Source organism: Marinomonas fungiae (genome assembly GCF_001418205.1).
Taxonomy (GTDB): Bacteria; Pseudomonadota; Gammaproteobacteria; order Pseudomonadales; family Marinomonadaceae; genus Marinomonas; species Marinomonas fungiae.
In genome coordinates this window covers 1-22869 of record NZ_LIQF01000012.1, presented here as the reverse complement: position 1 = coordinate 22869, position 22869 = coordinate 1, and the positions used below count along the sequence as shown (strand labels likewise).

The following is a 22869-nucleotide window of genomic DNA, read 5'->3' as shown; positions in this document are numbered from 1 at the left end:
CAAGTACTGTATAAATAAACACATAAAACACTGTATAAATAACCATGCTATTGTTTGCTTTATCAGGAGCAGATCATGCTAACCAGTATTGCTATCTCAAACTTCGCTATCGTTGAAAGCCTTGAATTGGAATTGAAACCCGGCATGACCGCTATCTCGGGTGAAACGGGCGCAGGCAAATCCATCATGGTAGACGCCCTATCCTTATGCCTAGGCGGGCGAACGGACGCCGGCGTGGTCCGTCATGGGGAAAAGAAAGCCGATATCAGCGCTACCTTTGAGATCAGTGCTTACCCTGCGGTACAAGACTGGTTAGAAGAACGAGATCTGGAAAATACAAGCGAGAGCCTATGCATCTTACGCCGCGTCATCAGCAAAGAAGGCCGCTCCAAAGCATATATTAACGGCCGCCCTTGCACCCTAGCCGACCTAAAAGAAGCCGGTAGTTTCTTGGTTGATATTCATGGTCAACATGAGCATCAATCGTTACTTTTGCGCAGCGCCCAACGCCAACAGCTGGATGAATATGGCCGTTTAACCGACCTGACCCGTCAAGTGCGCGAAGAATACAACGCTTGGCGCAAGCTAAAAGAAGAACTTCATGCCAAGCAAAACCGCTCAGCAGAACAAGAAGCCAAAGTACAACTGCTGTCTTACCAAGCGGAAGAACTGGCGCAACTGGATTTAAAAGCCAACGAACTGGAAGAGCTGGAAAACGAACAAGCCTTTCTCTCCAACATCGCCGATGCGCAATACAAAGCCTACGCTGCCAGCGGCATTCTGCGAGACAGCGATGAAGGCAACGTTTGCTCTTTATTGCACCAAGCCATCCAACAAGCCAGCGCCATCCACCCGCCAACCAAAGAGCTGGAAAATGCGCTGGAGATGATGAACCAAGCGCTTATTCAAGCAGAAGAAGCGTCGGCAAGTTTAAACCATTATCAAGATACCCTTGAGCAAGATCCTGGCCGTTTGCAAGATATCGAGCAACGACTCAGCGATATTTATGACACAGCTCGTAAACATCGAGTATTACCGGAAGGCTTAATCCCATTGCGTGAAGAAGTGGAAGCAGAGCTGAACAGCTTATCTGGCAGTGAAGAAAGCCTCGACGCATTAAAACTTAAAGAAGAAAAGGCCTATCAGCAGCTCACAACCAGCGCGACCCTACTGACGGAAAAACGTATGCAAGCCAAAGAGGAATTGGCACAGCGAGTTGAAGAACAGATTCACGGCCTTGGTATGCCCCACGCGCGATTCTACATCCACTGTGATCCATTAGATCAAATCAGTGTCAATGGTTATGAAGAAATTGAATACATGATCGCCTCTAACCCAGGTCAACCTGCACAACCGCTGCGTAAAGTGGCATCAGGAGGCGAATTATCGCGTATCAGTTTAGGCATTCAGGTAGTGACAGCACACACCTCCGTCATTCCAACCTTGGTATTCGACGAAGTTGACGTAGGCATCAGTGGCGGTACTGCAGAAGTCGTTGGACGAATGCTGCGCGCCGTAGGCAATCGTGGACAGGTCTTCTGTGTCACCCACTTGGCGCAAGTGGCAGCTCAAGGTCATCAGCACTTCCGTGTCAGCAAGGAAGTATTCAATGAAGCAACCGTATCAAAAGTGGAATCGTTGGCAGAAACCAACCGTACGCAAGAAATCGCACGCTTGTTAGGAGGGATTGAACTTACCGAGCAAACCCTCGCACATGCTAGAGAAATGCTCGGTAATGTCCAACTTCAGTAGCCATGCTACTGAAGTTGATTAACTCTTCTTTGGACGAACGTAAATGATCAGGTTGTGATCTTCGATTTCGTAACCATGCTCTTCTGCAATTTCGTGTTGACGCTGTTCGATCACATCGTCCACAAACTCAATCACTTTACCTGTTTCTAAACAGATCATATGATCGTGGTGCTCACCTTTCGCCAACTCAAAGACAGCAGTGCCAGCCTCAAAATGATGGCGTGAAACCAAACCCGCCGTCTCAAATTGAGTCAATACACGGTACACCGTTGCTAGACCTACATCTTCACCTTGATCCAACAATGTACGGTAAACATCATCCGCGCTCATGTGATGGTCACCAGCATTTTCTAGAATCTGTAAGATTTTCACGCGTGGAAGTGTTACTTTCAGTCCAGCTTTTTTAAGTTCTTGATTTTCACTGCTCATGAGTCATTCTCTATTTCGATCTCGTTAATAATTACTTTATCATTGACCTAACCAACACAGGATTAAGCCCAATGAAGAAAACGATTCTCCTACTATCTACACTGTTCACACTCAGCGCGTGTAGCCTGCTTCCTTCACCCTACAAGCCAACTGTTGAGCAAGGCAACGTCATTAAAACAGAACAAGTACAACAACTCCAACTTGGCATGACCGAATCTCAGGTCTTGTACGTACTAGGCACTCCAATGGTACAAAGCACATTCAAATCAAACCAATGGCATTACTTGTTCACCAGCCTTTACAGCAAGCAAGACAGCACAGTAAGCGAAGTCAAACATCTTGTATTAACCTTCCAAAACGGCGTATTACAAGATATTCAGGAGAAATAAGTTATTCTTTGTCCGCTTTCGCTGCACGGTTGGCCCGAGCTTGTTTCGGGTCAACTTTCAGCTCTCGATAAATTTCCACTCGCTCGCCCGCGCGCAATATTTGCTCTTCAGGTTTACGAACCGCCTTACCAAAAATACCCAACTTAGGGGCACTCAAATCCAACCCAGGAAAGAACGCATCAATGTTCGACAGTCGCACCGCATCCATCACAGTGCAGCCTTCGTCCACATCCAATGCCACAATCTTTTGTTTTTCTGGCAACGCGTACGCCACCTCAACTCGAATCTTAGCCATATACCACTTTCGCTCGTTCACTAAAGGCTTCAACCATAGCGTTTGCTACTTGCCCAAACACACCACCAAAAGCGAATTTGAGCATACCACTTAACTCAAAATCGATACTTAAGGCAATCTTACACGTTGTTTCTGACAAAGGCTCGAAAGTCCATACTCCGTGCAACTTCTTAAAGGGCCCTTGCACCAGATTCATTTCCACACGACTGGACTCGGTCAGTACATTGCGAGTGGTAAACGATTGATGAATAGGGCCTTTACCAACATCCAATGTCGCAACAATCTCACGATCAGTACGAGACAAAGTGCGCGCGCCTAAACAGCCCGGTAAAAAAGCAGGATATTGCTCGAAATCGTTCACTAAGTCGTACATTTGTTTCTGACTATAATTCACATGAGCAAACTTCTGAATATGACTCAAACTAAACTCCTATCCATCCGGCTACGGTAATTAAAATTGCCGCCGGAATGCTGACGTATTTCAGTGTAGTGTACCACCAGCCAAAGTGACTTGGGGTCTTCACAATCATCTCGTTTTTCAACATCGGTTCAGGAAGCACCCAAGCCACCAAAATAGACAACGCCACGGCCGCAATGGGCAACATTATAAAAGAGGTCACATTGTCGACTAATTCAAACAGATTCATGCCAAACAGAATCTTGGCATCCCAGTGATTAAACGACAACACAATGGCGATACCACAGAACCATACGCCAACTCCCAAACGAAAAGCTGCTTTTAAACGACCAATATAGAAGCGTTCATGCAACCAAGACACAAACAGCTCCATCATAGCAATTGCCGAAGTCAATGCAGCCAACGCCAACAAAGCAAAAAACATCAAACCAATGACCTGACCTGCTGGCAACAAATCAAAAATGATCGGCAAGGTAACAAACGTTAAACTGGGGCCTGACTGCGCATCGATCCCGAACTCAAACGTCAGCGGAAAAATGATCAACGCCGCCAAAATCGACACCAACAGATCCAAGCCCACGACAATGGCTCCGGCCTTAGCAATCGACATCCGCTTACTCATATAAGCGCCGTAAGAAAAAAGCGCCCCCAAGCCCACACCCAAACTAAATAACGCATGGCCGATCGCCGACAAGGCCACATCAAAAGTGACTTGTTCCCAATCAAAACTCAGCATAAAACTTAACGCCTCGCTGCTATTCCCCATCACCAAGGCATAAGCGGCCAACGCCAACATCATGGTGATCAGTGTCGGCAACAATAGCTTCACAACGTTTGACAGCCCCTGCGTCACCGACTGACCAACCACTAACACCACCAATGTCAAAAACACAGTAAGCCAGAAAATCATCTCTACTGGGGCATCGAGAAACGCCTGAAACAAAGCCACCGATTTTTCGGTATCAAGATTCTCTAAAGAGCCCATCACCGCACGGCGCGAGTAAGCAAATGCCCAACCGGCAATTACACTGTAGTACGTCAGAATCAGTAATCCCGTGATCCCCGACAAATAGGGAAGCGCCACCCAAAACTTCGAAATGACACGACGCTCAGCTAAATCATTGACCGTATCTACAGGGTTAGAGCGCACCGTCCGCCCAAGCGCCGCCTCAGCCATCAGCATTGGCAAGCCCACCACCACAAGGCAAAGGCAATAAATCAACAGAAACGCCCCACCTCCGTTGGCCCCCAACATATATGGAAACTTCCAAATATTCCCCAAACCAATCGCAGAACCGGCAGCGGCGAAAATAAATATCCAAGGGTTTGACCAAATCCCTTGTAAACAGCGACTCTCGGGCATACATTAAGCTCTCAATGAGTTAAGCGAATTTTAAAACATACAGCAGAACAGCTGCCTGCACCGAATTTACTTAAAGTTCTGAATTTTCTTATATTAGGGCGCATACCTCAAGAAAAGCATAGGATTTTCGCCCTATCGACCGTATAATTTTTACCTATGAGTAAAGCAAAGAAAAAACCAAATAGCACAGGCACGATTGCCCTAAACAAGCGCGCGCGCCACGATTACTTTGTTGACCAAAAGTTTGAAGCCGGAATTGCGCTAACAGGCTGGGAAGTCAAAAGTCTTCGCGAAGGCAAAGCCCAATTAGTGGACAGCTACGTTATTATCCACCAAAACGAGGCTTATCTAATCGGCGCACGTATTACACCACTGATGAGCGCCTCGACACACGTTGTGTGCGAACCCGTGCGCCAACGCAAACTGTTGCTAAACCGTCGCGAACTAGATCGTATTATTGAAACCATCGAGCAAAAAGGTAAAACGTGTGCGGCGATGGCGCTATACTGGAAAGGCAACAAAGTTAAATGTGAGATCGCCTTGGTAACGGGTAAAAAAGACCACGACAAGCGTGATAGCGCGAAAGAACGAGATTGGGCGCGCGATAAAGAACGCCTAATGAAATCAAAAGTTTAGCTTCCACAGTGTGGAAACAGAGCGACTGACTAGCGTAATCCGCCAAGATTCGTTAGAATGGCCGCAACTTCGGGGATGACATGGTTTCGACGCCGGTTACAAAACCTGAGGTGCATGTCGAGAGTGATACGTGATCTCGTAAATCCACATGTATCAACTATATAGTCGCAAACGACGAAAACTACGCTCTAGCAGCTTAATAACCTGCTAGTGTGCTGCCCCCAGGTTGCTTGTAGCCCGGGATTCCGCAGTATCATAAATTACGAGATGCTATCCGATGCCCTGCCTGGGGATAAGGATCTAAGATCAATCAGGCTCGCTGGTTACACCCTGTCCTTCGGGCGGTAAACAGTCAAAAAGTAGAAGTGACTAAACATGTAGATCCGATGGCAGAGGACTGGCGGACGGGGGTTCGACTCCCCCCATCTCCACCAGACGTCTAAAAAGGCTGCTTAGCAATAAGCGGCCTTTTTTGTTGCTGCCTACCCTCACACCGCTTCCCTGAAATCTGTAACCTTTTGCCCTATTTCTTGTTTTATACTGAGGTAAGCTTTACCTATTCGAAACGCTTGCGTGGTTGCATGGCGTGTCATTGGTGACAGGGGATAAAACACTATGTTTCAAGAGTTAGCCTTGGGTGGTTTGTTGTTTAGCCCGTTGGTTTTATTTGCTCCGCTAGCGTTTATCCTGTCTTGGATCACGCGTTTTTTCCTTTATAAATCCGGTCTTTATCTAAAAATCTGGCGTGTGGCTTGGTTTGAGGTCGGGTTGTATGTGTGCTATTTGGCGTTGGTTGTTTATTTACTTGGGAGTTAATCGGTCTATGAAAAATACGTTGCGCATCTCCCTTACGATTGCGGTGGTGTTGCTGGCAATCGTCGCTGGCCACTGGGTTTGGCAGCATTATTTGTATTCCCCTTGGACGCGAGATGGCCGCGTGCGCGCCCATGTGATCACCATTGCGCCGGATGTATCCGGTTGGGTGACTCAGTTGGCGGTACGGGATAATCAAGCGGTCAAGCAAGGCGATGTGATTTTGCAGGTGGATGATGCCCGCGCTCAGACCAAGGTTGCTCAGCTTGAAGCTCAAGTGGAGAGTAATCGTTATGCCTTGGAGCTGGCGCAGCATCAATATCAGCGCCGCCAAGAGTTAAGTCAAAAAGGTCAGTTGGTCTCGGATGAAACCACGGAAAGTGCCCGTATTCAGGTCAAACGCGCCGAGGCTACCTTGAAGTTGAGTCAGGCCGAGTTAAATGCTGCTCAGTTAGATGTTGAACGCTCTGTAATACGTGCGCCTCAGGATGGCTATATCGTTAACTTGAATCTACGTGAAGGCAACTACGTCAGCCGCGGCACGCCGGTGTTGTCACTGGTTCAGAAAAATTCGCTATACGTGACGGGCTATTTCGAGGAAACCAAGCTGCAGCTGATCCATGAAGGGCAACGGGCTAAGATCACTTTGATGAATGGTGATCAGCCATTAACAGGCACCGTCACCAGTATTGGCAGGGCCATTGCTGACGCCAATACCAATAGCAATAGCCAGCTGCTACCTCAGGTACAGCAGACCTTTAATTGGGTGCGTTTGGCGCAACGTATTCCGGTGGACATTCAGCTTGATCCGTTTGATGGGGTGCAGCTAAGTGCCGGTATGACGGTGTCAATTCGTCTAGAAGACGAGTAATGGTTGATTTATGCAGCCATTAATCACAAGCCTGCTCTTCCCACAAAGGGATGCCATAAAGTTCGCGATTAAGGGCGTTCTGGCGATGGCCTTGGCGCTGTATATGGCGATGTTTTTTAGTTTGGAGCGTCCCAATTGGGCGTTGATCAGCGCTATTTTCCTGCAAATGCGTCCAGAAAGCGGCCTAGTGTTGGAAAAAGGCTTGTATCAAATTATCGGCACGGTGGTCGGCGGTACGGTCGGTATTTTGATTTTAGAGTTATTTCCCAGTGAGCCCATTTTGGCCATGTCTTGCTTAGCGCTTTGGCTTGGCATTAATGCTGGATTATCGGCGCTGGTGCGACGGGTTAATTTAATTTACGCCTTTGCCATGGCTGGTATGACCGCTAGCCTTGTCGTGTTGTTGGTCATGGTACAACCTCAACAGGCCAGCAGCGCATCGATATTTGATATTGCCCAAGCTCGGGTCAGTGAAATCATTGTCGGCGTTGTCTGTGCCGCCTTGGTCAGCACGCTAATTTGGCCGGTGAAAGTTAGCACTGTGCTGCGCGCCAATGCCCGCAAAAGCATCAATCAAACGCTGGATTATTTGGCAACGGAGTTGGATCCGCAAGGCTCCCACGCCAGCCGACATCAGGCGATTGATGGTATTTTAGAATCCCTCACTGAGCTAAACGACGATTCAACCGCTGTCAGTTATGAAGGTCCTCATGGCCCGGGGCGCAACAGAGCTTCCAACTTGCTTTCGAATAAGATTCTTTCGCTGTTGGCGTTGATTCAGATCTTTGGCCGCTTGCAGCGTAATCACCCTGAGCTGATTTCAACGTCTATGGGCGCGATGCTCGATGATATGTATCAATCCTTTCGTGCCATTGCCAGCGCGACGTCCTTTGCTGACAGCTATCAGCTCACTCAAGCTCTGCGCCGCCGACAAAGTCAATATGCCAACACGGCCGAAAACGAGTCCGCACTCGGTCTGCGCTTATTTAAAATTGCTCAGGATCTCAGCGCGGAGCTGGTTGTCATCCTGAAAAGCTACGACGCGCTGACCAGTGAACGCCAACCTAAGCTTAATGCGCCACGCATTAAACCCCATCACGATCCATTAGTAGGATTGAGTACGGGTCTCCGTAGCATGGTGATGTTTGTTGTTGGTGCGACCTTGTGGCTGGGAACTGGCTCCAGTACGGTCTTGATGATTATGATTATGCCGGTGGTGTTTTCAATCATGATGGCGCGACTGCCGATGATGATTCTTACCGTGGTGCTACGTCGTATTTTAATCGGTGTTGTGATTGCCCTAGCGCTCGCGGTGTTTTACGCCCTCCCTTTATTGGCACAAAGCTCCGGCGATTATGAATTACTGATACTGATTTTGGCTGGCCCGTATTTCGCCAGTTTGCTACTGCTGGCAAATCGTGCCACGTTGCCTTATGGCTTGGGGATTTCCATTCCCTTTACCATCTTTGTTATGCCAAGCCCCGGTATGGTTCAAGCCTTTCAAATCGATGCTACGGTCAGCAATGCGTTGGCGATTTTTGTGGGGGTAAGTGTGCTCTATTGGCTGTTCAAAATGATTACAGGGCCGAGCCTGACTCTGATGATGCAACGCTTGATGAAGAACACCTATCGAGATTTGCTGGCGCTTTCGTATCATCCTAAAGCGGATATGTGGTTCAACGCGCGCATGGGCGATCGCTTATTGCGTATTGCCACTTATGAAAAGGGCATGACCAAAAGCCGCAATCTGATTGATTTGGCTCTGACAGCGCTCAACCTCGGCCATGTCTCGTTGCATTTACGCAATATGATTCAAGCCCGTTATGGTGAGCAGCTCAACTCAGAATTAGATAGCTTACAAAAGGCATTGGCCTGTGCTTTTTTAAATTGCTATTACGGGAAAAGTCCGCAAGTGTTTCATCGCACGGCACAGCAGTTTCTCGAACGCCTACCTAAGCATGAGCTCTCTGATGAGGAAGTCGAGCTGATTCGCGGCAGCATTGAACGTATCGCGCTGTCTCTTAATCGTTCTGCGACTATGATTGCGGTTGAGCGTAGTCAAATACCCGCTTAACCCTTTTCGCCCTTACCTAGGTTTACATCAGGCGCTCTTTGCGGATTAGGCGGATTGCATTAACGTTAATAGATTCCAGCATCGGAGAGTGTTATGAGAGCTTTTTTATCTGTCCTGCTACTGCTGTTTGTGACCGGCTGTTCGTCTAATGTGGTGATGATGGGACGTCAGGTCAGCAATGTGGACCCGGATGTTAAAATCACACCCGAATCTCGTATTTTGGTGGAAGCGCAGAAATCTGCCGATCCATTGACCAATAAGCGTTATCTCGATCAAGTTGTGCAGTCCTTTAAAAACAAAGGGTATTTCTATGTCGGAGCAAAATTAAGTTCGCCTGATTTTATTGCGCGCTATCACTTAACCAGCCAAGCGCAAGTACGCGAGCGCCAAGAGCCGATTTATGAAGAGCGTCGTACAGGACGCAGTACCCACTGCTATGAGGACAAAGACGGTGGCCGCCACTGTGAGACCGATTTCCATGTTATGCCGTATTTAGTTGGCTACGAGACTGTCAAGCGGTCGGTTCTTGAGGCGGTACTTGATCTTGAGCTGGTAAATACCAATGGTAAAGTTGTGCTACACAGCAGTAGCTCCGTCGAGCATTCTCAGTGCTCACGCTGGAAGTTGTATGAGTTTCTCATCGAGCGTTCCATCAAGAATCTCAATGTCGAACAGCCCCAAGATCAGCCCTATCGCATCGAGATGCCAGAAGACTACCAATGCACCGATGATTTGTAGACAAGCAGAAGAGTCTGGTTTTCGCCAGACTCTTAATAGAATACATCTCTATAAAAGCTTAGATTCATATAAGAAATCGTTATCATCCAACCGCTCCACTTTCTCGTACACATCTATAATGAACGTTATGAGGATCGTTTTGATACTAATCAAAACATTCACATAAACCTTAATTCAGATGTCGGAAGCGAGGAGGAAAGCATGATTAATCATGTATGGGGATTACTGCACCATCCTGATCGAGAATGGCGTGAAATCAATAAGGAGCATGAATCGGTTAGCCACATGTACGCGCACCACGTACTGATTTTGGCGGCGATTCCTGTTGTCAGTAGTTTTATTGGTACCACCCAAGTAGGTTGGACACTTAACGGAGAGGAAGGGATAAAACTGAGTGTCATGACCGCGCTTGGCTTAGGTGTATTGTTCTATGCATTAATTCTGCTGGCTGTTGCTGGTGTCGGTTCGGCTATTCACGCATTATCGCGCCAATATTCACACCGTCCGAGCCGCTCAGAAAGTATTATCTTTGCGGGGTATATCGCAACACCCATGTTTTTAAGTGGCCTGTTTGCCATCTACCCAATTGCTTGGTTATGTATGCTGGCCGTTTGTATCGGGGTGGCCTATTCCGCCTACTTACTTTACAAGGGCACGCCGCGTTTCCTAGGTATTAGTCACAAAGAAGGGTTTATTTTATCCACGGGTACCTTGGGGATTGGTGTGCTGATTCTTGAGTTCTTACTCGCTGTGGTTGTTCTACTCTGGAGCATGGGATCTGAGCACAGTCCGCTTTGGGCATTCTTTGGCTAATGGCCGCCTGCTCTATCCACCCTATCGTTGTTCGTATAGCCTGCTACCATTGACTTGGGGCAGGCTTTTGTATGTTGGCTGCCGCATTTTTACAAAATTATAACTGTGAAGAAATAAATAACTTTTATCCTTTGCTCAGTAAGCACACAATACATAGATAACTTGCGTCGACCAAATTAGTCGCGTCTTTATCAGTACCGGCGGAGTCCGATTAATGTTTTTCTCTTCTCATAAAAATAGAATCAGTGAACTTGAACAACAAATACAGCAAGAGCGTGAACATCATCAACAACGTGTGGCTATTTTAGAGTCTCAGCTTGCAGAAGCCCGTGCCGATGCCAAGCAAACGCAAAACGACGATAGCTGTACGGAGCTGCTTAGCTACCAATTACGCGGTGGCGATATGCTGAATTCGATTCGACATGGTCTAGCGGACAGCGCAGAAACCTTAATCAATGAACATCAGCAATTGAAAGAAGTTGATTCCCTGTTCAGCGACACACGCTCGGCACTACAACGTTTAAATCAACGTGCTGTCCTTATTAATGAACAGGCCAGCTCTAGCATGGAAGCGGCGCAGATTCTGGATAATACGGCCAGTGGTATCAGCAAACTGGTTTTTAGCATTCAGGAAATCTCTGATCAAACCAACTTACTGGCACTGAACGCGGCAATCGAAGCAGCGCGCGCAGGGGAAGCGGGTCGTGGTTTTGCTGTGGTAGCCGATGAAGTACGTAATCTTGCCAGCAAAACACATTCTGCTAGTGAACAGGTCGAAGAGCTGGTGCGCAAAGTATTAGATCAGACTCATTCGATCAAACAAATGGTCGATAAAAACCAATCCAGCGCCGAAGATGTCGCCACTTCAGCTAGCCAGATTGATAGTATTGTTGGAAGTGTGATCGAAACGTCACAAAAAATGCAGGCTGCGATTAACTTAGCGGCAACACAGTCTTTCTTAGATACCGTGAAGTTGGATCATGCTGTATGGAAAAACGAAGTTTACCGTCGTATTGATAAGCGTGATTTCCACTCAGAAGTAAACGCTCACACCGAATGTCGACTTGGTAAATGGTACTATCAGGGTTACGGCTCAACGCATTATCAGAACTCACGTAATTTCAAGGCGATTGAGGCACCTCACAAAGCCGTGCATGAATCTGGCCGCGCTGCCGTGAAAGCCGCTCAAGCTGCCAATAAAACCGAAATGCTGAGCTATCTAGATAAAATGGAAACGGCTAGCTTACAAGTCGTTGTGAGCATTGAGTCTTTGCTGGAAGAAATCAAATCGAGCTGAACTTAAGCAATGATTGCTGGTCTACTAGAAAACGCTGACTTATCCTCAGCGTTTTTTTTGATTTCGATGCAACACATTATTTTTGTTACTTTTTTAATACCGATTTTTAAAGAAAATATACTTCCATCACGCTATCCTTACGAAATACAGTCAAACAGTCAGCACTTTTTCAAAGATGCTGGCTAAGAAATGGATACGGTTGGTATGCAAATTAGATACAAATACACCGTCGAAAATGCTATGAAGGAGCAGATCCGTTGAATACCCTACTATGCATTCCCCTATTAGTATTACTGGGCACTCTTGTCCCCTTATGTAGTACTCGCTATAGCCGAACCGCATGTGCGTTTCTAACAGCTGCTCTGCCTGCTATTGCTCTATTCTTAATTTTACAGTTAGCGCCATCGGTGCTTGATGGTCAACGTTTCCAGACGTCACTGGCTTGGGTGCCAAGCTTAGGTTTGAATTTAGCCTTTCGATTAGACGGCCTCACGCTACTGTTTAGCATACTGATCCTTGGCATCGGCCTGTTGGTCATCCTGTATGCCCGTTATTACTTGTCTCACAATGACAATATCGGCAAGTTCTTCTGCTATCTAATACTGTTTATGTTTGCCATGCTTGGCGTGGTCATGTCCGATAACCTGATACAAATTTGGGTATTCTGGGAGCTGACCAGCATTAGCTCGTTCCTCTTGATTAGCTTCTGGAGCGGCAAGAGTGAAGCCCGTAAGGGCGCGCGTATGGCGCTGACCATTACCGGTGCAGGCGGTTTATTCCTATTAGCGGGTCTGCTGCTACTGGGTAACGTAGTCGGTAGTTTTGATCTACAAACGGTATTAGACAGTGGTGATTTAATCCGTGCTCACAGCGCTTACCCGATCATTACTGTACTGATTCTTATTGGTGCATTCACCAAATCAGCGCAGTTCCCATTCCATTTCTGGCTGCCAAATGCCATGGCCGCACCAACTCCCGTCAGTGCCTATTTGCACTCTGCAACCATGGTCAAGGCAGGCATTTTCTTAATGGCTCGCTTCTACCCTTCTCTCGCTGGAACTGACTTATGGTTTTTGTTGGTCAGCATGACGGGGCTTGCAACCTTCTTGTTAGGGGGTTACCTAGCACTGTTTCAGCATGATCTAAAAGGCTTGCTGGCGAACTCGACCATTAGTCACCTAGGCTTGATCACACTACTGTTAGGCATGGGCTCTGACCTTGCCCTCGTCGCGGCGATTTTCCATATCATTAACCATGCGACCTTTAAAGCATCATTGTTTATGGCGGCGGGGATCATTGATCACGAATCAGGCTCTCGTGATATGCGCCAACTCAATGGCCTATGGAAGTACATGCCTTACACGGCAACCTTAGCCATGGTAGCTTCTTCGGCCATGGCTGGTGTGCCGCTGCTAAACGGTTTCTTGTCTAAAGAAATGTTCTTTAACGAAACCCTGCATCAAGATTCGTTAGGTTCTCTATCTTGGATGGTGCCAGTCATGGCAACTCTAGGTGGTGTGCTGTCTGTGGCGTACTCAACGCGCTTTGTACACGACGTATTTTTTAATGGCGAGCCTATTAATTTGCCAAAAACACCGCACGAGCCACCGCGCTATATGCGTGTGCCAGTCGAGATTCTAGTGGCGTTATGTTTGTTAGTGGGGATTTTCCCCAGCTGGATCGTGGGCGATTTATTGCATAGCGCCTCATTTGCGGCACTGAATGCTTCTGTACCAGAATACAGCTTGGCTATTTGGCACGGTTTTAACATTCCATTGCTAATGAGTGCCATCGCATTAGTGGGCGGTTTGCTGGTGTATTACAACCGCCAGCATCTATTTAAGTTCCAAGCACAATTTCCAAGCAATGATCCTAAAGTGTTGTTTGAGCGCGCCATTCAGCAGCTGGTGGCTAAGGCGACTTGGTTTATCGGCTTCTTTGAAAATGGCTCATTGCAGCGTTATATGTACTTCCTGTTTATGTTTACGATTGTGGTGAGCGCTTACCCGTTACTGGATCTGGATACGACCGCAGGTCGTCGTCCAGAAATCCCTCTAGATGCCCTGTCTATTACGGGGGCCGTGTTGTTATCGATTGCGTCGTTGGCGACTGTCGTTTGGCACCGCCGTCGTATGGTGGCTTTATTGACGCTGTCTGTCGTGGGTTTGATTGTAACGCTAGCATTTGCGCGCTTCTCCGCTCCCGACTTAGCCCTAACGCAATTATCTGTTGAGGTCGTGACCATCATCTTGTTGATGCTGGCGTTGTTCTTCTTGCCACAGAAAACCCCGAAAGAGTCTAGCCCACGCCGCGTAGTACGTGATTTGGGGATTTCAGCCATGATCGGTGGCGTTGTCGGTACGGTAATTTACGCCTTGATGACACGCCCATTAGAGACTATTTCGACCTTCTTCACCGAAAACAGTAAAACTGGTGGTGGTGGTACCAACGTGGTCAACGTGATTCTAGTGGACTTCCGTGGTTTCGATACTTTAGGGGAAATCACCGTTCTGGGTATTGCGGCATTGGGTATCTTTAAATTGATCGCCCGCATGCGTTTGTATATGCCATCCAGTAATGAGCAGGGCCGCCCATGGTCTACAGATCGCCATCCGTTAATGTTGTCGGTCGTATCTCAAAGTTTATTGCCTCTAGCGCTATTGGTATCGGCTTACATCTTCTTACGTGGTCATAATATGCCTGGCGGCGGTTTTATCGCTGGTTTGATTACCTCCGTAGCAATTATTCAGCAATACGTAGCTCATGGTGTTGATTGGATCAAAGACCGCTTGAAGCTGGATTACCAGATCATGATCGGTTCCGGCATTGGTATTGCAGCCCTCACAGGGCTTGGCAGCTGGTTCTTCGGTCGTCCGTTCTTAACCTCTTGGTTCGATTATTTCTATTTACCTGTGATCGGTAAGTTTGAGTTGGCCAGCGCCATGCTGTTCGACCTTGGGGTCTACCTAACCGTCGTGGGGGCAACCATGTTGATCTTGGCAAATCTAGGTCAGTTGACCACCAGTGAACGTGCTGTATTCGAGGAGGAAGCATAATGGAAGGTATCTATGCTTTTTGCGTAGGTTTGATGACCGCCTGCGGGATTTTCTTAACCTTACGTGGCCGTACTTTTTCTGTGGTCGTGGGTTTGACACTTCTGTCTTACGCCGTCAACCTGTTCTTATTTGCGAGCGGTCGCTTGAAGTTAGATGGTGCCGCAGTATTGGGTATGTCTGAAGAGTACGGTGATCCTTTACCTCAGGCGTTAGTGCTAACCGCCATCGTAATTGGCTTTGCCATGACGGCTTTTGCCGTGATCTTGGCTATGCGTGCTCGTGCCGACTTAGGTAATGACCATGTGGATGGCCGTATCCCACAAACCAAGGAACAAGCTCGTCAGAAGTCTGGAGGCCAGCGTTAAATGCAACACCTAAGTATTTTACCGATTCTGTTGCCGCTGTTTACCGGTGCTCTGTTATTGTTGCCGCCGCTGTCAAAAACACTGAAGCGCCAGCGGGTTTTCACAGTTCTATCGATGCTTCTACAAGTCATCATTGGCTTTACCTTGGTGGCATCCGTTCAAATAGATGGCGTCACGCAATATATTCTAGGTGACTGGCGCCCGCCTTTTGGCATTGTATTAGTCGCGGATCCCATGTCGAGCGTGATGGTGTGTGTCACGAACTTCTTGGCTTTTGGTGCAGTCTGCTATGCAACAGGCTATCACGACCGCACTGGCGGCTACTTCTATCCATTGTTTATGTTCCAAGTAATGGGTATCAATGGTGCGTTCCTCACGGGAGATGCGTTCAACCTATTCGTGTTCTTTGAGGTGCTTTTGATCGCCTCTTATGCACTATTGATTCACGGCGGCGGCAAGCAAAAAACGCAAGCAACAACTCACTACGTGGTCTTAAACCTTGCTGGCTCAAGCGTGTTCTTGTTCGGTTTAGGTATTTTGTACGGTACCTTAGGTACTTTAAATATCGCTGATATGGCTCAGAAAGTCGGTGAATTAGAAGGCAGTGTGGCGATCTTAGCCAAAATCGGAGCCCTGTTATTATTGGTCGTCTTCGGCATGAAGTCGGCCATGTTGCCATTGCATTTTTGGTTACCAAAAACTTACTCTAGCGCCAGTGCTCCGGTCGCAGCCATCTTTGCCGTCATGACCAAAGTCGGTATCTACAGCATCTTACGTATTCATGGGGTGGTGTTTGGTGACGAGGCGGGGGAATTGGCGAACATCGCGCAGTCTTGGTTATGGCCACTTGCTCTGCTGACCATTGTCATTGGTACCATCGGTGCCCTAGCAAGCCCTAGTTTGAAGCTGTTAACCGCTAACCTTGTGGTGCTTTCGGCTGGCACACTTATGGTCTGTGCGGCGATTGGCAGTGAAGCGGCCACGAGTGCGGCATTGTACTACATGGTTCACAGTACGCTGGTTGCTGGGGGGATGTTCCTGTTAGCAGACCTGATTGCTCGTCAGCGCGGTAAAGCTGAAGATCGATTTGTTATCTCCAAGAAGACGGATAATCCGCTTTTCCTTGGGATAGGCTTTGCCATTGCCGCTATTGCAGTGATCGGTATGCCGCCACTTTCGGGGTTCCTAGGAAAGATTATGATACTGCAAGCTGCACACTCCACTGCAGAGCAACTTTGGGTATGGCCTATTGTATTGCTTAGCAGTTTAGGCGCTTTAATCGCTCTGTCGCGTGCTGGTACAACGCTGTTCTGGCGCCATTCGGTAAATAAACAACAAACAGAAGAACATCAAACTGTTCACATTGGTGAGTGGTTAGGGATTGTCTTGCTGTTGGGTGCATCGCCTTTATTAGCTTTGTTTGGTGGCCCCGTGTCTGAACTGGCAAATGATGCGGCAACCTTCCTTCATGATCCTCGCTTATCGGTTGAGGCACTGTTAACAAGCCCATTGGCTGACGGAGGCTTCTAATGCGATTTTTACCTATGCCATTTCACAGTTTGCTGCTGTTTGTTATCTGGTTGTTAATGAACAATTCTATTAGCCCTGGACATATTGTTTTGGCTTTGTTTTTTGCCATCAGCATTCCGCTGCTAGTAAACAGTATGCGTAGCGAACAGCCTAAAATTCGTAAGCCTTGGTTAGCTTTGCGTTATTTCTTTTTGGTACTGAAAGATATATTGATTGCCAATATTCAAGTAGCGGTGCTGGTGCTGGGGCCTATCCGTAAACTAAAGCCTGGCTTTGTCGCCGTTCCTTTAGACGTGACCTCAGATGTGGGGATCACCCTCTTAGCCAGTACCGTTTCGTTAACTCCAGGTACGGTCAGTGTTGAAGTTTCCGAGGACAAACAGTGGCTTTATGTTCACGCTTTGCATTTGGATAATGAACAAGCACTGATTGATGAGATTAAACAGCGCTATGAGCGCCCTATTAAGGAGATCCTAGGATGCTAAGCTGGGCGTTATTCTTCGTTACCATCTGTATTTGTATCGCCTTGTTCTTAAACCTATGGCGTTTACTGGTTGGTCCACATGTGTCTGATCGCATTATGGCGTTGGATACCATGTACATTAATGCCATCGCCTTGCTGATGTTGTATGGCATTTATATGGAAACCAGTTTGTACTTTGAGGCAGCCCTATTGATCGCAATGCTCGGTTTTGTCAGCACCTCAGCACTATGTAAGTACCTACTTCGTGGCGATATCATCGAGTAATGGGAGAATCATTTATGTCGTTTTATACCGAGTTACTGATCTGTGTATTGCTGGTGATTGGGGGGATATTTTTGTTAATTGGCTCAATTGGCCTTGCTCGCTTGCCAGATGTGTTCACACGCCTGCATGGGCCTACCAAGGCAACGACTCTTGGGATTACGGGGGTGCTATTAGCCTCCATGATTTACCAAACCCTTAATCAAGGACACTTCTCTGTCTCAGAACTACTGATTACCTTATTCTTGTTAATCACGGCTCCCGTTGCAGCGAATATGATTGCCAAGACGGCACTGCACCGCGAAAATTCTGCGATTCCTCGTACTACAGGTCTATCGCTGCTGAACAACATTCGTCAACGCAAAGCGGCGGATGCTAAGGAAGAAGATTAAGGTACCTTAACTTCGTCAGGAGTATGCTGCTCTCGCTTTAAGAGTTTTAGGGCAGCGTCTTCTGAAAGCGGACGATCATAGTAATAACCTTGGTGTATATAACAGCCTAGTCGATTCAATACCTTAGCCTGCTCCTGTGTCTCAACCCCTTCCGCAATGACTTTCAAATCCAGATTATGCGCCAATTGAATAATGGCTTCACAGATCTTATCGCCTTCTGCTTGATCCCCGATTTCACGGACAAATGATTTATCAATTTTCAAAATATCCAGCGGCAGCTCTTTTAAATAGTGCAATGACGAGTACCCTGTACCAAAGTCATCCACTGATATTTCCACGCCTATGGCTTTTAGTGCTCCCATGATATCAATGCACTGACTCATATCGTGGATAAACACGCCTTCCGTGATTTCGATCTTAAGCAGCTGTCCATCCACTTGATGGCGCAACAGAAGTGTTTCAATCGTCTTAATGAATCCCTCCGCAACAAAATGACGCCCGGAAATATTGACAGCAATCGGTAATGCATTGGCGCACTCTTTTTGCCATTGAGATAGCGTCGCAATGCTATGTTCCAGTACCCAATCGCCGATGCGACAGATTAAATTGGACTCCTCCGCAATAGGAATAAACTCGGCAGGTGACACCATGCCATTCGCTGGGTGAGACCAGCGAATCAAAGCTTCGAAGCCAACAATCGACTGCGACAAGGTATCTACCTGCGGCTGATACAATAAATGAAACTGCTGCTGGTCTAGGGCGTCTTTGATCTCTTGTTCATATTGAAAACGACTAGTGACCTCACTGGCCATATATGCCTCAAAGAATTTGGCATTATCTCGGCCGTTTTGCTTGGCCCAATACATAGCCATATCCGCTTGCTGAATTAATAATTCGGCATTATAAAGCTGCTCAGTCATCGCTATGCCAATACTGGTGCCGACTTTTACAGGCTTACCCGCCAACAAAACCGGCTCCCGCATCTGCTGTAAGATTTCGTTTGCCAACCGCTCTGCGCGAGATGTACAGACATCATGCTTGAGCATAATCAGAAACTCATCGCCACCCCAACGTGCAATGATATCGGATTCTGATACAACTCTAGAGAGTCGTTCAGAGACTTCGCAGAGCAGCTCATCTCCTGCTTTATGGCCTAAGGTGTCGTTAATAATCTTAAATTTATCCAAGTCTAAAAATAGTAACGCGACCGCTTGATGGGTATCTTGCGCTTGCTGCAAAGCATGCTCTAAGCGCTCTGTCATATAGGTACGATTGAACAGACTGGTCAATGGATCGCTGTAAGCTAAAAAACGTAAGCGCTGCTGTAATTTCACATGGCGAGTTACATCACGTATATGTAGGGTGAATTCTTGAAAACTTCCCTGCTCGTTGACGACTTTCGTGATCGCTATCTCTACAGGAAAGACCTCATTGTCACCACGCTGTAACTGGAAATGATTACGCCGATTAATCAGCCACCCATCAGAACTGGAGAAACCCGTTTCTAAACTACTCAAAATGCCTGTTCGCTCATTTTCAGGTACAAAGGTAGTGATGAAATTAGCACCTTTAACCTGACGTTTCAGCACACCAAATGTGCGCTCGGCCGCTGGGTTATATTCAATAATATTACCCTCGCCATCGATGGTGACAATGCAGTCCATCGAGGAGTCCAAAATCGCCGATTTACGCATTTCACTTTCTTTAAACCAGTACAAGGCTTGATCTCGCTCGGAAATCTCCTGCTGTACACGATCAATGACCTGGTTATACTGCTTGGCGATCTGGCCAACCTCAGTAAAAGGTTCTTCTGGTACATGCTTGGAAAAATCAGCCTGATCCTCTTGGTAATGCATTGAGTTCAGCAAGTCGATCAACTCGGTCGTTGCCCGATGCTCCGCAATATTCAGCCCTTGCTCCTCTTCTTCATGCGTCACTCTTAATCGCATTATCTTTGTCAATAAAGTCAGAGCGACAACCGAGACAATTACGCAGTAAGCACCAATACTGACCACACCAAGGGCTTGTACTTGAAACTGTTGCCAACGACTTAAGCCCGTTGCCATCGTTTCAAGATTCCCAAATAGGGAAACCGCTAAGGTTCCCCATACTCCGGCGAATAGGTGCGATGGAACAACGTCCAAAGCATCATCCAAACGCCAGCGCTCCATCAAAATAGAGCCTACTACCGTAATAATGCCACTCATCAGACCAATAAAGATCGACGCAGAGGTAGAGACCACATGACACCCTGCGGTAATACCCACCAGTCCCGAAATTACGCCATTTAACAGCTGTGATACATTGATGTAGCGATACAAACTGTAAAAGAGCAGGGTTGAAGCAATACCGCCCCAAATAGCAGAAATAAAGGTGTTCAACAGTATATGTGGCACGCTTTTATCAAAACTCAGGGTACTGCCACCATTAAAGCCCACCCAACCTAGCCAAATCAGCAAAACACCCAATCCGGACAGCGGTAGGTTACTGCCTTGTGGTAACAAGATTCCTTGATCAAAACGGCGCAGACGAGGGCCTATCATCCAAATAGCGACTAACGCCACCCAACCACCGACGGAATGCACAATGGTTGACCCGGCGAAGTCAATAAAACCCAGCGTTTCAAGCCAGCCTTGGCTATTGACTTGATAGATCCCATTCCAAGCCCAATGACCCACAATTGGATAAATAAAAGCACTGAGAATAATGGTGATCGCTAAATAACCAACAAATGTCATACGTTCTGCGACAGCACCAGACACTAAGGTTGCCGCTGTGCCACAGAACATCATTTGAAATAAGAAGAACGCGATTGAGGAGAATGACGCTTGATCGCCAAATAGAAAATCAGAAGTGCCGAATATTCCTTGATAGGAAGCCCCGAACATTAAACCGAAGCCAACGAGGTTAAAAACGGCAGATGAAACGATGAAATCCGAAATATTTTTCGCCGCGACATTGATGCTATTCTTGCTGCGTATGCGTCCACTTTCTAAACATAGGAAGCCTGCTTGCATCATAAACACCAGCGTAGCCGAGACCAAAAGCCACACAACCTCTACCATAAATGCTCCAATTTGATACATACAAGCTGAGCACGCACCGCTAGCGCGCATCTAAATGCGCAATAAAGAGGAGCTTTGCTCAAAGCAAAACTTGTTATCCATAGCAATAGTTTATATACAAGACTCAGGCCAATATCGCTGACGATGCCACAAACAAAAACAGGCACCTAAGTGCCTGCTATTGCCATATGGTAATTAGGAGCCGAGGACCAGCTGCGCCAAGCTGATCGAGGCGACGTAACCAAGGGAATAAACAATAAGGAGAATAAAGCTGTAACGAGCGTAAGAACCAAAAGTCAGGCCATCGACCTTACTCATGGCCACAATACCTGCCGCAGAGCCAATAACTAATAAAGAACCGCCAACGCCCACAGCGTAGGTCAAGCCCAGCCAATCCGTATCGCTCATCACGATGCCTGCTTTAAGCAGCGCTGCAGTCAAAGGTACGTTATCAATCATAGAAGACAGCACCCCCATTAAGAAGTTAGCAATATACGGCGGTAAGATTTCATACATACGTACAATAGAATCGAGCACTTCGATCTCTTTTAACATGCCAACTAACAGGAGAATACCTAAGAAGAATAATAAGGTTTCAAACTCAATCACACGGATGTATTCCAAGATCGACTGCTCTTCTTCCTTATCATCATTAAAAAAGCGCGCAATCAAAAACATGGTCGCCATTCCCATTAAGAACATCAAAACAGGAGGAATGCCGAATAGCACATTTGCCGCAATAGTCGAAATGATCGTACACAAGAAAGCACCTGCAATCATTAGATCAACTGGACGCACTTCGTTATGTCGAATGTTAATTGCGACAACTTCATTCATGCCACGGCTTAGAATCAAGGCTAACACCATCACCGCAGAGAACGCTGGCAACGACAACATCAAAAGCTCAAGAATATGAACTTTGCCTTCTAGGAAGATCATCAGAGTTGTAACATCACCTGTAATCAGTGAGACGCCTCCCGAGTTCACAGCAAACACAACCAAGGTGGCAAAGCGCACAGTTTTCTGGGTTGAGAGATTAAGCGATAAAATCAAGGTCACAGAAACCAAAGTCGCGGTGATGTTGTCCGCCAGAGAAGAGAATACAAAACAGAAAATTGCAGTTAAAAACAATAAGGTTCGCTCTTTGACCTGCTTAGGCAAAAATAGCAAGATCACGTTTTCAATCATGCCCTTCTTATTGAGATAGGCAACGAAAGTCATGGCCGCCACTAGAAACAACCATAAACTGGCAATTTCGGATACATTCTCCTCAAAGCCATGCCCTATAGCTTGCAATTCTGCAGCGGTTTCAGAGTGGAATACATACAATAAAAACCAAGAAAAGGTTCCTAGAAACAAGGTAATCTTCGCCTTATTTACATGTATAACATCTTCTAGTACGACACCAAGCAACGCGAACACCGCGAGCCCGATGAGTACCATTTGCAGTACATCAGACATCTGTCATAACCCTCAAAAGTGAATTTTAAAAAGCCCAAAAATTTGATTTGGAAATTTTATACCGCTTTATCGAAGGCACATACTCATTTACTGCTCATTTATGAAAAAAAATTACATAAAGACTATTTACCAGAGTGATAACCCAGAATCTATTGGCGTGAAAAGACATAAAACAACCATTCAAAGTCTTAAATGAAACAACACTTCATTTAGAAACTTACAAAAGATTCAAAAGCCAGTCAGATTCGTAAGTTTTAAATGCTATGGCCATTCTTTAGATACCTGATCAGACAAAGACAATAGCCTTTCTGGGGTCAGATCCCTGCACGCACATCAGCTTCTAATGACTGCCATCAGATAAGGGATC

General features: G+C 46.8%; 21 protein-coding genes, 1 other RNA gene and 1 pseudogene. 17 read left to right on the top strand and 6 right to left on the bottom strand.

Annotated features, from left to right (window positions below; translation table 11 throughout):
• The first annotated feature begins 75 nt into the window (after positions 1-75).
• Positions 76-1752, top strand: a complete 1677-nt coding sequence (gene recN, locus ASC49_RS15290; protein WP_055464124.1) for a DNA repair protein RecN — start codon at positions 76-78, stop codon at positions 1750-1752.
• 18 nt (positions 1753-1770) lie between these two features.
• Here the strand turns inward: recN and fur are convergent, their stop codons facing one another.
• Positions 1771-2181 (bottom strand): ferric iron uptake transcriptional regulator, encoded by a 411-nt coding sequence (gene fur / locus ASC49_RS15285; RefSeq protein ID WP_055464123.1) that lies wholly within the window; start codon positions 2179-2181, stop codon positions 1771-1773.
• Positions 2182-2252: 71 nt separating this feature from the next.
• Between fur and ASC49_RS15280 the strand changes: the two genes are divergently transcribed.
• Positions 2253-2570 carry an outer membrane protein assembly factor BamE gene (locus ASC49_RS15280; protein WP_055464122.1) on the top strand — a complete coding sequence of 106 codons (318 nt, stop codon included), beginning with the start codon at positions 2253-2255 and terminating at the stop codon, positions 2568-2570.
• Position 2571: 1 nt separating this feature from the next.
• Here the strand turns inward: ASC49_RS15280 and ASC49_RS15275 are convergent, their stop codons facing one another.
• The 3 genes from ASC49_RS15275 to ASC49_RS15265 are packed head-to-tail and all read right to left on the bottom strand — an operon-like array spanning position 2572 to position 4646.
• Positions 2572-2865: an RnfH family protein gene (locus ASC49_RS15275; protein ID WP_055464121.1), complete on the bottom strand. Its 294-nt coding sequence runs from the start codon at positions 2863-2865 to the stop codon at positions 2572-2574.
• A complete protein-coding gene (locus ASC49_RS15270; RefSeq protein ID WP_072242139.1) occupies positions 2858-3286 on the bottom strand; it encodes a type II toxin-antitoxin system RatA family toxin in 429 nt (142 codons plus the stop codon). Before ASC49_RS15270 ends, ASC49_RS15275 begins: the two co-directional genes overlap by 8 nt.
• Position 3287: 1 nt before the next feature.
• Positions 3288-4646: a sodium-dependent transporter gene (locus ASC49_RS15265; protein WP_055464120.1), complete on the bottom strand. Its 1359-nt coding sequence runs from the start codon at positions 4644-4646 to the stop codon at positions 3288-3290.
• 156 nt (positions 4647-4802) lie between these two features.
• On the opposite strand from ASC49_RS15265, the gene smpB reads away from it, so the two are divergent.
• The 15 genes and pseudogenes from smpB (at position 4803) to ASC49_RS15200 (ending at position 17976) form a co-directional block, all read left to right on the top strand.
• Positions 4803-5282 carry an SsrA-binding protein SmpB gene (smpB, locus tag ASC49_RS15260; protein WP_055464119.1) on the top strand — a complete coding sequence of 160 codons (480 nt, stop codon included), beginning with the start codon at positions 4803-4805 and terminating at the stop codon, positions 5280-5282.
• Positions 5283-5353: 71 nt separating this feature from the next.
• Positions 5354-5716, top strand: a transfer-messenger RNA (tmRNA) gene (gene ssrA, locus ASC49_RS19655).
• A 181-nt stretch (positions 5717-5897) separates the two neighbouring features.
• Positions 5898-6098 (top strand): DUF1656 domain-containing protein, encoded by a 201-nt coding sequence (locus tag ASC49_RS15255; protein WP_055464118.1) that lies wholly within the window; start codon positions 5898-5900, stop codon positions 6096-6098.
• Positions 6099-6105: 7 nt separating this feature from the next.
• Positions 6106-6966, top strand: a complete 861-nt coding sequence (locus ASC49_RS15250) for an efflux RND transporter periplasmic adaptor subunit (RefSeq protein WP_055464117.1) — start codon at positions 6106-6108, stop codon at positions 6964-6966.
• A 10-nt stretch (positions 6967-6976) separates the two neighbouring features.
• A complete protein-coding gene (locus ASC49_RS15245; protein WP_055464116.1) occupies positions 6977-9040 on the top strand; it encodes an FUSC family protein in 2064 nt (687 codons plus the stop codon).
• 93 nt (positions 9041-9133) lie between these two features.
• Positions 9134-9778 carry a hypothetical protein gene (locus tag ASC49_RS15240; protein ID WP_055464115.1) on the top strand — a complete coding sequence of 215 codons (645 nt, stop codon included), beginning with the start codon at positions 9134-9136 and terminating at the stop codon, positions 9776-9778.
• Between the two features lie 201 nt (positions 9779-9979).
• Entirely contained in the window at positions 9980-10591 is a 612-nt protein-coding gene (locus ASC49_RS15235; protein ID WP_072242137.1) for a Yip1 family protein, read from the top strand.
• 214 nt (positions 10592-10805) lie between these two features.
• A pseudogene (locus ASC49_RS20325) lies at positions 10806-11462 on the top strand (methyl-accepting chemotaxis protein); the annotation flags it as partial.
• A 48-nt stretch (positions 11463-11510) separates the two neighbouring features.
• Entirely contained in the window at positions 11511-11888 is a 378-nt protein-coding gene (locus ASC49_RS20320; RefSeq protein ID WP_245624743.1) for a CZB domain-containing protein, read from the top strand.
• Between the two features lie 257 nt (positions 11889-12145).
• Positions 12146-14944 (top strand): monovalent cation/H+ antiporter subunit A, encoded by a 2799-nt coding sequence (locus ASC49_RS15225; protein WP_055464113.1) that lies wholly within the window; start codon positions 12146-12148, stop codon positions 14942-14944.
• A complete protein-coding gene (locus ASC49_RS15220) occupies positions 14944-15309 on the top strand; it encodes a Na+/H+ antiporter subunit C (protein ID WP_055464112.1) in 366 nt (121 codons plus the stop codon). The genes ASC49_RS15225 and ASC49_RS15220 overlap by 1 nt, the downstream gene beginning before the upstream one ends.
• A complete protein-coding gene (locus tag ASC49_RS15215) occupies positions 15310-16839 on the top strand; it encodes a monovalent cation/H+ antiporter subunit D (RefSeq protein WP_055464111.1) in 1530 nt (509 codons plus the stop codon).
• Positions 16839-17324: a Na+/H+ antiporter subunit E gene (locus tag ASC49_RS15210; RefSeq protein WP_055464110.1), complete on the top strand. Its 486-nt coding sequence runs from the start codon at positions 16839-16841 to the stop codon at positions 17322-17324. The genes ASC49_RS15215 and ASC49_RS15210 overlap by 1 nt, the downstream gene beginning before the upstream one ends.
• Positions 17318-17587 (top strand): K+/H+ antiporter subunit F, encoded by a 270-nt coding sequence (locus ASC49_RS15205; protein ID WP_055464109.1) that lies wholly within the window; start codon positions 17318-17320, stop codon positions 17585-17587. Before ASC49_RS15210 ends, ASC49_RS15205 begins: the two co-directional genes overlap by 7 nt.
• Positions 17588-17601: 14 nt before the next feature.
• Complete coding sequence (locus ASC49_RS15200; RefSeq protein WP_055464108.1) at positions 17602-17976, top strand: Na+/H+ antiporter subunit G; 375 nt, start codon at positions 17602-17604, stop codon at positions 17974-17976.
• Here the strand turns inward: ASC49_RS15200 and amt are convergent.
• Both amt and nhaD read right to left on the bottom strand, forming a co-directional pair.
• Entirely contained in the window at positions 17973-21041 is a 3069-nt protein-coding gene (amt, locus tag ASC49_RS15195) for an ammonium transporter (RefSeq protein WP_055464107.1), read from the bottom strand. The two genes, ASC49_RS15200 and amt, sit on opposite strands and share 4 nt — an antisense overlap.
• Positions 21042-21236: 195 nt before the next feature.
• On the bottom strand, positions 21237-22502 hold the full coding sequence (gene nhaD, locus ASC49_RS15190) for a sodium:proton antiporter NhaD (protein WP_055464106.1): 1266 nt from the start codon (positions 22500-22502) through the stop codon (positions 21237-21239).
• Positions 22503-22869 lie beyond the last annotated feature (367 nt).